This is a genomic window from Novosphingobium sp. 63-713 (assembly GCF_001898925.1).
Lineage (GTDB): Bacteria > Pseudomonadota > Alphaproteobacteria > Sphingomonadales > Sphingomonadaceae > Novosphingobium.
Genome location: NZ_MKVS01000047.1, coordinates 835,244 through 849,335 on the forward strand (window position 1 = coordinate 835,244; position 14,092 = coordinate 849,335).

10 protein-coding genes are annotated in these 14,092 nt (G+C 64.8%); 4 read left to right on the forward strand and 6 right to left on the reverse strand.

What is annotated here, in order from left to right; all coding sequences use genetic code 11:
- Positions 1 to 67: 67 nt before the first annotated feature.
- From BGP00_RS22290 to BGP00_RS22310, 5 genes are all read right to left on the reverse strand, one after another.
- The gene (locus BGP00_RS22290) at positions 68 to 964 is read right to left on the reverse strand and encodes a LysR family transcriptional regulator (RefSeq protein ID WP_292689134.1); all 897 of its coding nucleotides are present in this window, start codon (positions 962 to 964) and stop codon (positions 68 to 70) included.
- Between the two features lie 21 nt (positions 965 to 985).
- Positions 986 to 1,447, reverse strand: coding sequence for a hypothetical protein (locus BGP00_RS22295; protein ID WP_292689136.1), 462 nt, complete (start codon positions 1,445 to 1,447; stop codon positions 986 to 988).
- Positions 1,444 to 4,872: a glycosyl hydrolase gene (locus BGP00_RS22300; RefSeq protein ID WP_292689138.1), complete on the reverse strand. Its 3,429-nt coding sequence runs from the start codon at positions 4,870 to 4,872 to the stop codon at positions 1,444 to 1,446. The genes BGP00_RS22295 and BGP00_RS22300 overlap by 4 nt, the downstream gene beginning before the upstream one ends.
- A 136-nt stretch (positions 4,873 to 5,008) precedes the next feature.
- Positions 5,009 to 6,301 carry an L-rhamnose catabolism isomerase gene (gene rhaI / locus BGP00_RS22305; RefSeq protein WP_292689140.1) on the reverse strand — a complete coding sequence of 431 codons (1,293 nt, stop codon included), beginning with the start codon at positions 6,299 to 6,301 and terminating at the stop codon, positions 5,009 to 5,011.
- 22 nt (positions 6,302 to 6,323) lie between these two features.
- On the reverse strand, positions 6,324 to 8,417 hold the full coding sequence (locus BGP00_RS22310) for a bifunctional rhamnulose-1-phosphate aldolase/short-chain dehydrogenase (protein WP_292689142.1): 2,094 nt from the start codon (positions 8,415 to 8,417) through the stop codon (positions 6,324 to 6,326).
- Positions 8,418 to 8,656: 239 nt separating this feature from the next.
- Here BGP00_RS22310 and BGP00_RS22315 point away from each other — a divergent pair, with 239 nt between their 5' ends.
- From BGP00_RS22315 to BGP00_RS22330, 4 genes are all read left to right on the forward strand, one after another.
- Positions 8,657 to 10,033: a carbohydrate kinase gene (locus BGP00_RS22315; RefSeq protein WP_292689143.1), complete on the forward strand. Its 1,377-nt coding sequence runs from the start codon at positions 8,657 to 8,659 to the stop codon at positions 10,031 to 10,033.
- Complete coding sequence (gene lldD / locus BGP00_RS22320; RefSeq protein WP_292689145.1) at positions 10,033 to 11,172, forward strand: FMN-dependent L-lactate dehydrogenase LldD; 1,140 nt, start codon at positions 10,033 to 10,035, stop codon at positions 11,170 to 11,172. The genes BGP00_RS22315 and lldD overlap by 1 nt, the downstream gene beginning before the upstream one ends.
- 23 nt (positions 11,173 to 11,195) lie before the next feature.
- Positions 11,196 to 12,254 carry an L-rhamnose/proton symporter RhaT gene (rhaT, locus tag BGP00_RS22325; protein WP_292689147.1) on the forward strand — a complete coding sequence of 353 codons (1,059 nt, stop codon included), beginning with the start codon at positions 11,196 to 11,198 and terminating at the stop codon, positions 12,252 to 12,254.
- Between the two features lie 98 nt (positions 12,255 to 12,352).
- A complete protein-coding gene (locus tag BGP00_RS22330; protein WP_292689149.1) occupies positions 12,353 to 13,132 on the forward strand; it encodes a DeoR/GlpR family DNA-binding transcription regulator in 780 nt (259 codons plus the stop codon).
- Here the strand turns inward: BGP00_RS22330 and BGP00_RS22335 are convergent.
- Positions 13,129 to 14,091: a fumarylacetoacetate hydrolase family protein gene (locus BGP00_RS22335; RefSeq protein ID WP_292689151.1), complete on the reverse strand. Its 963-nt coding sequence runs from the start codon at positions 14,089 to 14,091 to the stop codon at positions 13,129 to 13,131. The two genes, BGP00_RS22330 and BGP00_RS22335, sit on opposite strands and share 4 nt — an antisense overlap.
- Position 14,092 lies beyond the last annotated feature (1 nt).

Genomic DNA, 14,092 nt, shown 5'->3' on the forward strand with positions numbered 1-14,092 from the left:
GCTTGGAGCCTCTTTTGCCAAAGCTGTTGCATCAGGTAAAATATGCAATTTTGGCATTGCCATAGTTTTAGACTATGGTTTCGCCCTCAAGCTGCCGGATCAAAGCGCCCGCCAAAGGCGACATGCCGCGCTGCTTCAGCCAGCGCACGCCCACACTGCGCTCAAACGCCGCCTCGGCAATCGGCAGGGCGCGCAGCACGCCCATCGACAGTTCGCTGGCGGCCACCCGCATGGGCAGGATCGTTACGCGGCGGCAATCGCGCACCAGCGCCTTGGTGGTCAGCAGGGAATCGCAGCGGATCGCATCGCGCGGCACAGGCACCCCGGCGGCGGCGAACAGCGCATCGACCTGACGCCGGAACGCGCCCTGCGCCTCAGGCAAAACCCAGCGCAGCCGGTCAGCCTGTTTCAGCGAAAAGGGGCTGGGCCAATCGCCTCCATCCGGCCCGACAATCAGCGCAAAGGGATCGCGCGCCAGCGTGCGCTCGGCAATATCCTCGTCCGGCTCCTCCATCGCGGTGGTGACGAAAGCCACCTCGATATCGCCCTCGCGCAGCATGGCGGTCAATTCGCGGTCGGCGCGCTCCAGCACGCTCAGCGTGATGTGCGATAGGCTGTCCTCGAAACGCGCCATGGCCAGAGGCAGCAGGCTTACCAAGGCGCCCGGCGTGCCGCCGATGCGCAGGGGGCCGGACAAGCCCTCGGCGGCGGCTGTCACCTCGGCCTGGGCATCGCGCAGCAGATGTTCGAGCATTTGCGCGCGCGCCTGCAAAGCATGGCCCGCCGCCGTCAGCACGATGCCCGCGCGGGTCCGTTCAAACAGGGTCGCGCCCAGCCGCGCCTCGAGCAAGGCGATGGCGCTGGACACCGAGGGTTGGGAAATGTTGAGCGCGCGCGCCGCGCCCGTGATCGAGCCCGCGCGGCAAACTTCGTGAAAGGTGCGCAGGGCGCGCGGGTCGATCATAGAGGCAATCCTAGCGCAGGATCAGCCCCGCGCCAATGCCGCGCGCAGGCCCGCAGGCGTGACAAGCGCGGCCAGAACCACCGCCCAGACCAGCTTGGCCGCCAGCGCGCCGCCCCAAGGCAATTGCTCCAGCCTCAGCGCGAAAAGCAGGCCGCCCGAAATCGCCACCCCGGCCGCCGCGCCGCCCACCGCCATCAGGAGCGAACGCAGCAGCAGCGCCGAAGGCAAAGGCGAGGGCGCATCGACCGCCGCCACCCGCCCGCTGCGCAGCGCCTTGCCCGCCAGCGCGCCGGGCACCAGACTGGCCATCAGCCCGATCATGAAACCCTGCGGCACAAAATCGAACACATAGGCCCCGATGCCCCAGACCGGCACCGGCGCCCCGCTGCGCCCAAAAGCCACGAGAAAGAAGCCCAGCGTGAGCATGGTGTTGATCACCACGCTCACCCCGGTTTCGCGGCGGATATAGGCCGCTGGGTTCACTTAACCTGCCCTTCGACCACCACCGGCCCGATCAGGCCCGAGGCGCGCAGCGGCGCATCCGCGCGATAAGTGGGCATGGTGGTAAAGGTCACAGGCTTGGCCCCCGGTTGCTTGTCGCCGATCAGGCGGTTGATCCACAGGTTCGCCACGCGGACCTCGATGTGGTTCTTGCCAGCCTTCACCGCGCCCGACAAGTCCACCCGATAGGGCGCATGCCAGACCATGCCGACATCCTTGCCGTTGACGCTGACCTGCGCCACCTCGCGCAGATCGCCGAGGTTGAGCCAGAGCGGCTGCCCCGCCTTCCACCCCTTGGGCGCGGCAAAATCCTTGGCATAGGTGGCCACGCCCGAGAAATGGGCAATCCCGGCATCGGCGTTTTCATTCAGGGGCTGCAGCTTGGGCAGCACCGCATTGGCAGGCGCCCCGCGACCCGGCTGGAACGCAACATTCCATGCACCGTCCAGCGTGAGCAGCGGCGCGGGCACCAGCTTCTTGATCATCATGCCATCGGCAGGCGCGGGCTTGCGGAACACGACATGCACCGATTCCTCGCCCGCCAGCGACATGGCGATCACCGTCTCGCCATTGACGATGCGATAGCTGACCGGTTCGAACGTGCCGGTTTCGGCATGCCACAATTCAGGCGCCTTGCCGGTGACGCGGAAATGGGCCTCGAATGTCTCGCCGCGCTCCTTGCGGTTCACAAGGAAGTAACTGTCGCCCGCATCCCAGCGCCGGTGGAGGAAGGGCACCTCGGCATCCGCCGCCCCGCCGACCATGCGGAAATCGGAACCCACGCCCGCCTTGGCCAGCGCGGCCTCGACATCGCCGCTGGCGATCACGCGGCCCTTGCCGACCGTTGCCTCGCCCGATCCGGGCCAGAGCCGCGCCACCAGCGCCTTGTAATCGGCACTGTCCTTGTCGCTCAGGCTGGGCGTGCCCTCGGGCGCCAGACCGATGATCGTCGCGCCCCCTTCGGCCAGAGCGGCGATGCGGTGCAGCGCCGCCAGCGTCATTCGCCGGGACGACCCGCCCAGATACAGCGCCCGATAGCGCGCCCCGCCCTTGGAGACGATCTCAGCCCCATCATTGCGCAGCGCGCCGACCAGAGCGTCGAAATTGACGAAATCATAGGCATGGGTGCTGGGCGCATCGGCCACCCGCTTGTCGCCATAGAGGCCCGTCAGTGGTGCTTCCTCGCCAAAGAAATAGCCGACATCGGCCACATTGCGCCCGTTCTGCAGCATCAGCGAGTTGCGCGACAGATAATCGACCCAGGTCTTGGCCAGCGGCGCCCATGCCTCATGCCGGTTGAAGAACTGGCCAAAGATCATCAGCGAGAGGCCCGGCACCTTGTCATCGACCGGCTGGTGGACGCTGGTGTGGACCACCGGGCGGTTGACGCCGGAGACAAATTCGGTGTCGATTACGTGCTTCAAGGTGCGCGGACTGTCGGCCCAATAGTTGAGCGCCGAGGTCATGCTCTCGGCCGCCACCAGATTTTGCCCATAGATATGCGCGACGCTCGCCGCGCCCTTCATATCGGCCAGATAGGAGGGGTTGGGCCCGTCCTTTTGCGTAAAGGTCCAAAGCGCGGCCATCGGAATATCGGCATGGGTGCGCATCGACATATCGTCGCCAAGGCTGGGACGGTGATCTTCGAGCGCCTCGCCATAGACCTTCAGGCCCGCGCCATGCGCCTTGGCGGCCACCGTGCCGTAATGCTCGGACGCCATCAGATCGCCCAGCGTGCGGCGCCAGTCATAGAGGAACTTGTCGCTCTCCTCACGGCTGCCCACCAGAGCGCCGGTCAGCGCAGGCAGCCAGGGCGTGGCGTCATAGCCGCGCAAAGCCTTGAATTGGGACAGCATCTTGGGCGTCCAGTTGGCCGCGCCCACCTCGATGGAATCGGTCAGGATCGCCCGCACGCCATGCGCACCCATCATGTCGGCCCCGGCGGCATCGCGATACATGCCAAGGTAATGGTCCATATAGCGGCCCACCGCATCGCCGTCGAACTTGTCCACTTCAAGCCCGGTGGCCTCGGGCGGGGCGGGGTGGTTGGTCGTGCCCAGCAAGGAGGAGCCGAGGCGGATGATCCGCCATTGCTGACCCTTGGGCAGGGCGGGGGCCTTCCATTCCAGCGAGCCATCGGCCTGCATCAGGCTGGTCAGATTGACCACCTGCGCCGCCGGTGCGCCGCTCGCGCCATCGGCCGGATTGGTCAGCGCGTAATAATCATGCGCCAGCGCAAAGCCCGACTTGGTTTCCGACAGATTGACCTTGGCCTCGCCCGACAGGCTGAACTGGCCCAATTGCCACGGCTTGTCCTCGCCGCCCAGCATGGCGAAGAGGCCGGGGATTTCCACGCCTTCGGCAGGCGCCCCCATGTTGGCTGAAGAGGATGTCAGCGGATTGAGCACAAGGCGGAAGAATTTGGCCGTGACGGGCGCAAAGCTGATGGTGGTGGGCACGTCATTCACGGTGAAATGCGTGATCTCGCGCCAGTTCTGGCCGTCATCGCTGGCCTCCAGCACGGGATCGACCGTGGGGCCGCGGAACATGACCTTGGCGCCGGGCACAAAGACCGTGGCGCTGCGCATCGTCTGGGGCGCGTCATAGGCATAAACGACGCTGCCTGGCGCGCCCGGCTTGCCGCGCGGCACGGCAAGGCCGGCATTGGGGTTGTCGTCGGACAGCGGCGCAGCATCGACCGGCTTGCCATCGACGCTGGCCTTGGGCGCGGCGGTGGCGGCGACGGCCACCGGCATGGCCACCACGGCCACGTCGCCATAATAGGCGGGCACGGCCTCGGGCTTGTGGCCGCTGGCGATATCGTCAAAGGCCAGCCCCTTGGCCATGCCCTGATAGGGGCCGGTGACCGAAGGCGGGGCGGCGATCTTGCCCTTGAACAGCTTGCCCGGCGCGGCGGTGGTCTCGCTCCACACCAGTTTCTTCAGCCCATCCTCAGGCTTGACCCAAGGCCCGCCCGTCTCGCTCCAGCCCGGCGAGGCGGCGATGGCCAGTTCCAGCCCGTTGCGCTCGGCTTCCTGCGCGGCAAAGCGGAAGGCGTCTTTCCACTCGGGCGTCATATAGACGAGGCGCTTGTCCACCACCTGGGGCGTGTTGAGATTGACGTCGAAATTCTGGAGGCCGCCGATGCCGACAGCCTTCATCCACGCCATATCCTTGGCGATGCCGTCCTTGGTGATGTTGCCGTTCATCCAGTGCCACCACACGCGGGGGCGGGCCTGGGCGGGCGGATCGCGGAACTGGGTTTCCAGATCGGGTGTGCTCTGGGCGTGAACGGGCAGGGCAATCGGCGCGCAGGCGGCAATCAGCGCCATGCGCAGCGCGCGGACAGAAGGGCGCAGTGCGCGGACAGAAGGGCGCAGCGCGCGGACGGAAGGCTTGGTGGCCATGATTTTACATCTCCCCCGAGAAGCGGTTTGATAATGAGGCAAGGTTTTGAAAGTATAAGGCAAAACGCCCGCGGCCATCTCTCTATGGGAGACAGTCCACGGGCGTTGCCGTCAGGTCAATCGCAAAAAGCGCGGATCATACGATCCCGGCGCCAAGGCCGACGGGTTTGCGTTCCTGCGCCTTGCGGGCGCGGTATCCGCTCGCGCGATAGGCGGCCAGAACGTCAATCGCGCCGCCCGCTTCCACGCGGGCCATGGCTAGGATCGGGGCCACATCGACATTATAGGCGCGGCGCAGGGCCTGAAACGCCATCATCGTGTCATTGGCTTCCTGCGCGCCGTGGAGAGCGGCGCGGTCCACCAGCGACGCCTTGGCAAAACAGGCGGCGATGGCTTCGGCGGAGGACAGCATGCTCTCGATCGGATCGGTCACATTATGCGACTGGTCGATCATATAGGACGGGTTGAAACCATCACGCGGGTTCAATTCCGCCTCGGCCAGCTCGTTGAAGACGAGGAAGAGCTGGTGCGGATTGATCGAGCCGCTGTCCAGATCGTCATCGCCATACTTGCTGTCGTTGAAGTGGAAACCGCCCAGCTTGCCGAAGCGGTGGAGGCGAGCCACGATCTGTTCGATGTTGACGTTGGGCGCATGGTGGCCAAGGTCAACGAGGCACTTGCAACGCTCGCCGATCGTCTGGGCCGCAAGGATCGAGCTGCCCCAGTCGGAAATGACGGTCGAGTAGAAGGCCGGTTCAAACATCTTGTGTTCGAGCAGCATCCGCCAGTCGCCGGGCAGGGCGGCATAGATCTGCGATGCGGCGTCGAGATAACGGTCGAGGCTGCGGGCGAAATCCTGCTGACCCGGAAAATTGGTGCCGTCGCCAACCCAGACGGTCAGGTCTTTGCTGCCCAATTGCTGGCCGATTTCGATGCATTCGATGTTGTGGTCGACCGCCTGTTGACGCGCGCCCGCGTCCTGCGAGGAGAGCGAGCCATTGGCATAGGTGTGGGCCTGACCGACCTGATCCTGAAACGTGTTGCTGTTCACCGCGTCCCAGCCAAGGCCGAGCTGCGAGGCTTCCTCGCGCAGGGCCTTGTAGTCGGCAACCTTGTCCCACGGGAAATGGGGCGAGACGCGCGGCGTCACCGTGGAAAGCTGGTTGATGACCGAGCAGTCCTCCAGCTTTTCGTGGATATTGGTCGGCTCGCCCGGAATGGGGAACTTGGCAAAGCGCGTGCCCCCGCGCCCCGCGCCCCACGAAGGGACGGCCACCGAGAAACCGGCGACGCGCTTTTTGATCGCGTCAATGTCGATGCCGGTGCGGGCCAGCTTGCGACCCAGCGCTTCGTAATCCTCATGCAGGGCCTCAAGCCCCTTGGCATTGTGTTCCGCGATCAGGTCGGCGGAAATAGGCAGATTGCTCATAAAATCCTCTCCCAAACCTGTCTTAGCGCGTGAAGGCCTGAACGTTGCCTGCGTCCACATTGATCATGTTGCCGGTCGATTTGGCAGAAGCATCCGAGCCAAGGAAATAGGCCGCTTCGGCAATGTCTTCGGGCAGCACATCGCGCTTGAGCATCGAGCGGTTGCGGTAATGGGCTTCCAGTTCCTCGCCCGCGTCGATCTTGTTCGAGGCGGCGCGCTCCTTGCGCCAGTCGCCGTCCCAGATCTTGCTGCCCTTGATGACGGCATCGGGGTTGACGATGTTGACGCGGATGCCTTCGCCCGCGCCTTCCAGCGCCAGACAGCGGCCAAGGTGGTTCGCCGCCGCCTTGGCGCTGGCATAGGCGCTGGCGCCCGCTGCCGCCGCCACGGCATTCTTCGAACCGATGAACACGAGGCTGGTGCCGCCCAGATCCTTCATGCGCTTGAGCAGGCCCCATGCGTGCTTGGCAGTCAGGAAATAACCCTGCGCCAGCACGTCGAAGTTGCGATCCCACAGCTCGACCGTGGTCTGCTCGATCGGCGCCGAAGACGCAATGCCCGCATTGGCGACCACCACATCCAGCCCGCCGAATTCACGCGCGGCGGTGTCGAACGCGGCCTTGACTTGTGCTTCGTCGGTCACGTCGCAGGTGACGGCGCGAACAACGTCCTTGCCATATTGCTTGGCGAAACCGGCGCGGACTTCCTCAACCGCATTGGCGTCACGGTCGGCCAGCACCACGCAGGCGCCCTCTTTCAAGAAGCGCGCAGCGGTGGCCGCGCCAATCCCGCCAGCGCCGCCGGTGACAAAGGCCACGCGGCCAACCTGCGGCTTGGGGGCGGGCATGCGCTGCAGCTTGGCTTCTTCGAGCAGCCAATATTCGATGTCGAAGGCTTCCTGCTCGTCCAGAGCAATGTAATCACCGATGGCCTCGGCGCCGCGCATCACATTGATGGCATTGCCGTAAAATTCCCCGGCCAGACGCGCAGTGGTCTTGTCTGTGGCAAAGGTGATGCGGCCAACGCCGGGCACCAGCACCACGACCGGGTTGGGGTCGCGCATGGCGGGGCTGTTGGCGCGCTTGCAGCGTTCATAATAGGCGGCGTAGAAATCGCGGTAGGCGCTGATCTTTTCGGCCAGATAGGCATCGTCCTGCAGGCGCGCGGGATCGAGCGTCAGCGGCGCGATTTTGGTGCGCAGGAAGTGGTCGGGGCAGGAGGTGCCGAGCGCTGCCAGCTCTTCAAACTTGGCCGAACCAACGAATTCCAGCGCCTCGGCATCGTCCGAATAATGGCCCAGCTTGCGGCGCGCGCCCGTCATGAAGCCGCGCAGGCGGGGCATCAGGTCGGCGGCGATGGCGGCGCGCTCGGGGTTGGGGGCGACCACCTGACCGCCGAAGGCAGGTTTGCCTTCCATCTTGGCATTGAGATAATTGGCAGCGTCCGCAATCAGGCTGACGGTGTGCTCATAGCATTCCTTGGCGCTGTCGGCCCAGCAGATGATGCCATGGCTGGCCATCATCACGCCCTGAACGCCGGGGTTGGCGCGCTGATAATCGCGCAGCATCGTGCCCAGCGTATAGCCCGGACGCTTCCACGGCAGCCAACCGATCTTGCCGCCCCAGATTTCCTTGGTCGCCGCTTCACCGCCCGAGGAGGCCGCCAGCGCGATGATCGCGTCCGGGTGAACGTGGTCAACATGGGCAAAAGGCAGCAGCGAGTGCAGCGGCGTGTCGATCGAGGCCGCGCGACCGTTCAGGTTGAACGTGCAATGGGGCAGATAGCCGACCATCTTGTCGTCATCTTCCGGGCCATTGTAATGCGCTTCCAGACCCAGCAGCTTTTCCTGATAAAGTGTGGAAAAGCCGTCGAGTTTCATCGAGCCGATGTCGCCGCCCGAACCCTTGACCCACAGCACTTCGACAGTTTCACCGGTGAGAGGATCGGTGCCCGTCAGCTTGGCCGAAGTGTTGCCGCCGCCGAAATTGGTAACGGTCAGATCGCTGCCCAGCAGGTTGGAGCGATAGAGCAGCAGTTCTTCGGGGCTGAGGGTGGCGGCGTAGGCATCGTCCCAGCGGCTGGTGGGGACGGCAAAAGGAATCGCGGAGTTTGTCACGCAGATATGCTCCCATGGGGGTCTGTTTGATCGGCCTCCTAACGAATCTGCTTTCCTTTGGCAATCAGATTCGATATTCAACAATCATAAACGATCAATCAAACGATCAATTTCGCACATGCAGCATGATTTCGCGCTTGCGGCGCGAACCGGAATAAGGCGCTATCGGGCGCGACAGGGAGAGCGTTCTGACACAGGTTTCTGAGCATCGGGGTTGGGCTCCAAAAGGTTGGGCCATTGTGATCGACATCGGCAAGACGATGTCGAAGATCACCCTGTGGTCGCGTGAGGGGCAATTGCTGGACCGTCAGGTGCGCCCCAATGCGAAATGCGAGGAAGGCGGCATTGCGCGCCTTGATGCGGCGGGCATTGCCGATTGGGCCACGGGCGTGCTGCGCGGCCATGCAGACAGCGGCGTCGAATATATCGTGCCGGTGGGGCATGGCGCAGGCTTTGCCGCGATCCTTGATGGCGCATTGGCCTTTGCCCCCATCGATTACGAGGCCGCCCCGCCGCAGGCCACGATGGACGCCTATCGCGCCGCCCGCTCGCCTTTTGCGCAGACCGGATCGCCTGCCCTGCCACAGGGGCTGAATTTCGGCGCCCATGTCTGGTGGGCTGGTGAGCTCTATCCCGATGCGATGGCGCGCGCCACGCTGGTGCCATGGGCGCAATATTGGGCATGGTGGCTTTCGGGCGTGGCGGTCAGCGAGGTCACCTCGCTGGGCTGCCATTCCGACCTGTGGAGCCCAGATGCGGGCGACTGGTCCGATCTGGCCAAGGGGCGGGGCTGGGATCGGCGTTTCGCCTCGGTCGTGAAGGCCGGCGATGTGCTGGGCACGATCAGCCCGGCGCTGGCTGCGGCCACGAGCCTGCCCGCGACGGTCAAGGTGCTGGCGGGTCTGCATGATTCCAATGCGGCGCTGATGGCGGCGCGTGGTTTCACGGAAATCGCCCGTAACGAGGCAACCGTCCTGTCCACCGGCACATGGTTCATCGCCATGCGCCTGCCCGCCTCGCCCATTGCCACGGCCGACCTGCCCGAGGCGCGCGATTGTCTGGTCAATGTCGATGCCTATGGGCGGCCGGTTCCTTCGGCGCGTTTCATGGGCGGGCGTGAGATCGAGGCGCTGATCGAGATCGACACCCGCCGGGTGGATATCAAGCCCGATCAGCCTTTGCTGCTGGCCGCTGTCCCCGCCGTGCTGGCGTCGGGTGCAATGCATATGCCCACGCTGGCCCCCGGCTGCGGGCCTTATCCCGATGGGCAAGGCGGCTGGGTCAACCAACCCGACGACTGGTACGAACGCCGCGCCGGGGCCTGCCTCTATGCCGCGCTGGTGGCCGATCAGGCGCTCGATCTGATCGGATCCGACGAACGCCTGCTGGTCGAGGGCCGCTTTGCCGAGGCGGAGGTCTTTGTCCGCGCGCTGGCCGCGCTGCGCCCCAAGACACAGGTTTTTGTTGGCAGCGCGCATAATGATGTCAGTTTCGGCGCGATCCGCCTGATCGATCCCGCGCTGATGCCCGAGGGCGAATTGCGCAGGATCGAGCCGCTGGACGCCGATCTCGGCACCTATCGCAACCGCTGGCTGGCCCGGCTGGAGAGTCATTGATGATTATCGCTTCTGTCGCCGATTTCCGTGAGGCTGCCCGCCGCCGCCTGCCGCGCTTCCTGTTCGAATATATGGACGGGGGCAGTTACGGCGAAGTGACCTTGCGCAAGAATGCCGAGGATCTGGCCCATCTGGCGCTGCGCCAGCGGGTTTTGCGCGATGTGTCGAAGATCGACATGTCGACCACGCTGTTCGGGGTGAAGCAGGCTTTGCCGGTGGCGCTGGCCCCGGTGGGCCTTGCGGGCCTGAACGCGCGGCGGGGCGAGGCCCAGGCGGTGCGTGCGGCCAACAAGGCGGATATTCCCTTCACGCTTTCCACCGTCTCGGCCTGCGCGCTGCCCGAAGTGTCGGCGGCGGCGACCAAGCCTTTCTGGTTCCAGCTCTACATGATCCGCGACCGCGCCTTCATGAAGGACCTGCTGGCCCAAGCCGTCGAGGCGCAATGCAGCGCGCTGGTCTTCACCGTCGACATGCCCGTGCCCGGCAGCCGTTACCGCGATTACCACACCGGTTTGGCGGGCAGCGGCGGGTTGAAAGGCGCGGCGTGGCGCGTGGCTCAGGCCATGGTGCGGCCCGAATGGGCGTGGGATGTCGGCCTGTTTGGCCGCCCGCATCATCTGGGCAATGTCGCCCCGGTGCTGAAAGGCAATACCGGCATCGAGGATTTCTTTGCTTGGATGCGTAACAATTTCGACCCCAGCATCAACTGGCGCGACCTCGATTTCATCCGCAGCGAATGGAAGGGGCCTTTGATCATCAAGGGCATCCTTGACCCTGAGGACGCCAGGGAAGCGGCCAAGCTGGGCGCCGATGGCATCGTCGTGTCGAACCATGGCGGGCGGCAATTGGATGGCGTGCTGTCCAGCGCGCGCGCACTGCCGCCGATTGCCGATGCGGTGGGCGATGATCTGACCGTGCTGGCCGATGGCGGGGTGCGCTCGGGGCTGGACGTGGTGAGGATGCTGGCGCTGGGCGCCAAGGGCGTGCTGCTGGGCCGGGCTTGGTCCTATGCTCTGGCCGCGCAGGGCGAGGCGGGCGTGTCGAAAATGCTCGACATCATCACCGCCGAAATGCGCGTCGCCATGGCGCTGACGGGCTGCACCGATATTTCACAAATCAACCGCGACATTCTCGCGTAAACAACAAGTTGGGAGAGAGGCTCATGGTGCCTAATCCGGCGCTGGGCGTGGTGTTTCACTGGATCGGGGGTTTTTCCTCGGCCAGTTTCTATGTGCCCTATCGGCGCATCCGTTCGTGGAACTGGGAAGTGTTCTGGCTGGCGGGCGGGTTGTTCAGCTGGCTGATCGCGCCGTGGCTGTTCGCCTCGCTGCGCACCAATGACCTGATCGGCGTGCTGAGCGCCACGCCGCGAGAAACGCTGGCGTGGTGCTGGTTCTGGGGTGTGATGTGGGGTTTTGGCGGGCTGACCTTTGGCCTGACCATGCGCTATCTGGGCCTGTCGCTGGGCATGGCGGTGGCGCTGGGGCTGACCACGGTGATCGGCACGCTGGGGCCGCCGATCTTTCACGGTACGATGGGCGAAATCGCGGCCAAGACCAGCGGGCAACTGACCTTGCTGGGCATTGTCATCACGCTGGTGGGCATTGTCATCGTGGCGCGCGGGGGCGCGGCCAAATCGCGCGAAGTGTCCTCGGGCGAGGCGGTGGCCGAGTTTGACCTGAAAAAGGGTCTGGCGATCGCAACCTTCTCGGGCGTGATGTCGGGCTGTTTCGCATGGGGTCTGGACGCGGGTCAGCCGGTCCGTGATCTGACGCTGGCGGCCGGGACCGATCCGCTTTCGCAGGGCCTGCCGGTGCTGTGCGTCGTGCTGTTGGGCGGGCTGACCACCAATGCTTTGTGGTGCGCCTATCTGATCGTCAAGAACCGCAGCCTTGGGCAATTCTTCGGCGCGTCCAATGACTTGGCCCAGCCGCGTGCGCCCTTGCTGCGCAACTGGCTGCTGGCGGCGCTGGGCGGCACGCTGTGGTATGGCCAGTTCTTCTTCTACACCATGGGCGAAAGCCAGATGGGCAAATACGGCTTCTCAAGCTGGACGCTGCATATGGCTAGCATCATCCTGTTCTCCACGCTCTGGGGCTTTGCGCTCAAGGAATGGCTGGGCACCTCGGTGCGCACGCGCACGCTGGTGTGGAGCGGGATCGGCCTGTTGATCGGGGCGACCGTGGTGATCGGCGGCGGGAATATGTTGGCCGCCGGATGATAGTATGATGGCTTTTGCGCGAATTTGACGGCATAGACTGTCGGTTCGGGCAAAAGCGACGGGCTGAAACCGCGACTGGGGATGGGGCGACACAATTCATGCATGCAACCGAACGCGAAAGGCTGATTCTCGAAGCGCTGGCCCCATCCGGCTTCGTGTCCTATCGCGATCTGGAAAGCCGCCTCGACGCCTCGCCCGCCACGATCCGCCGCGATCTGACGCGGATGGAGGCCGAGGGCCTGTTGCAGCGCGTGCATGGCGGGGCCAAGCTGAGCGAGGCTGAGGAGGGCGAGCCGTCACGCGCCGCCTTGCTGGGCACGCCGTTTGATCAGTCGATCACGATCAATCTTGCCGCCAAACAGGCGATTGGCCGGGCCGCCGCCGCCCTGTGCGAACCGGGCGAGGGCATTATGATCGACGGGGGCAGCACCACGGTCCAGATGTGCCCGCATCTCGACGGGCTCGACCTTCAGGTGCTGACCAATTCGCTCCATATTGTCAACGGCCTGCTGCCGCAGAAGGGTACGCGCATCCTCGTCCCCTCGGGCAGCGTGTTTCGTGAACAGAACATCATCCTGGCTCCGGCGGGCGAGGATTCGATGCCGCGCTTCCACGCGCCCAAATTGTTCATGGGCGCCGCCGCCGTGGGCCAGCAGGGCGTGATGCAGCATGACATCATTCTGGTTGCCGCCGAGCGCCGGTTGGTGGACCGGGCCGAACAGGTGATCCTGCTGGTCGATTCCAGCAAGTTTGCCTCATCCTCGGGCGTGATCGTCTGCGGGCTGGATGAGGTGGATGTGCTGATTACCGATGAAGGCATCACCCCCGCGCAGGCCGAGATCGTGCGCGGCGCGGGGGTGCGGCTGATTATCGCTTAACCGGCCTGCACGACCTTTTGATCGATGGCGCCAAAGGGTTTGGCGCCGGTGCTGCTGATCGCCTCCATGCGGATGGTATCGCCAAAATGCATGAAGCTGGTGGTCGGCTTGCCGTCGGCAATCATCTCGATGGCGCGGCGTTCGGAAATGCAGGCCGAACCGCGCGCGGCATATTCGGCATTCGACACCGTGCCCGACCCGATGATCGTGCCCGCCACAAGGTCGCGGCTGTGCGCGGCATGGGCGATGAGTTCGGGGAAGGAAAAACTCATCTGGTCGCCGCGCACGAGGCCGAAACGCTCACCATTCCATGTGACGGAAAGGTCCGCGCCGATTCGCCCGTTGGCCCAATCCGCGCCCAATTCATCGGGCGTCACGGCAAAGGGGGCCATCGAGCATGGCGGCTTGGCCTGAATCCAGCCAAAGCCGGTTTTCATTTCCACCGGCGCAATCGCGCGCAAGGACCAGTCGTTGATCTGGACCAGCAGCTTGATATGGCCCGCCGCCGCCTCGGGCGTTACGCCCATGGGGACGGCATCGACGATCACGCCGAACTCGCCCTCAAAGTCAATCCCGTCCGCCTCGGATGGCAGGGGGATGGCGTCATGGGGGCCGTAAAACCGGTCCGAAACGCCCTGATACATAAGGGGGCGATCGGTATCGTGCGGGGGCGAGTTGAAGGCGATCTGCATCAATTCGCCATGGGTGGCAAAGGCCGAACCATCGAGCCATTGCCACGAACGCGGCATGGGGGCCATGATCCGCGGCGGGTCCAGCACCCCGCCCGCGCCCGTTTCCAGCAGGGCCGAGAGCCGTCCGAGCATGGGCAGCGCGGCATCCCAATCGGCGATGGCCGAGATCAGATTCAACCCCGGCGCGGAGAGATAGCGCGCGCCATCGGCGGAAACCACAACCAGTTCGCCATCGGGGCGTCCGTTACGCAAAGTTGCCAGACGCATG

Excerpts from the sequence above, each read along its gene's own strand:
- BGP00_RS22300 (WP_292689138.1), bottom strand. The coding sequence starts at position 4,872 with ATGGCCACCAAGCCTTCCGTCCGCGCGCTGCGCCCTTCTGTCCGCGCA.
- rhaT (WP_292689147.1), top strand. The coding sequence starts at position 11,196 with ATGGTGCCTAATCCGGCGCTGGGCGTGGTGTTTCACTGGATCGGGGGT.
- BGP00_RS22330 (WP_292689149.1), top strand. The coding sequence starts at position 12,353 with ATGCATGCAACCGAACGCGAAAGGCTGATTCTCGAAGCGCTGGCCCCA.
- BGP00_RS22290 (WP_292689134.1), bottom strand. The coding sequence starts at position 964 with ATGATCGACCCGCGCGCCCTGCGCACCTTTCACGAAGTTTGCCGCGCG.
- rhaI (WP_292689140.1), bottom strand. The coding sequence starts at position 6,301 with ATGAGCAATCTGCCTATTTCCGCCGACCTGATCGCGGAACACAATGCC.
- lldD (WP_292689145.1), top strand. The coding sequence starts at position 10,033 with ATGATTATCGCTTCTGTCGCCGATTTCCGTGAGGCTGCCCGCCGCCGC.
- BGP00_RS22335 (WP_292689151.1), bottom strand. The coding sequence starts at position 14,091 with ATGCGTCTGGCAACTTTGCGTAACGGACGCCCCGATGGCGAACTGGTT.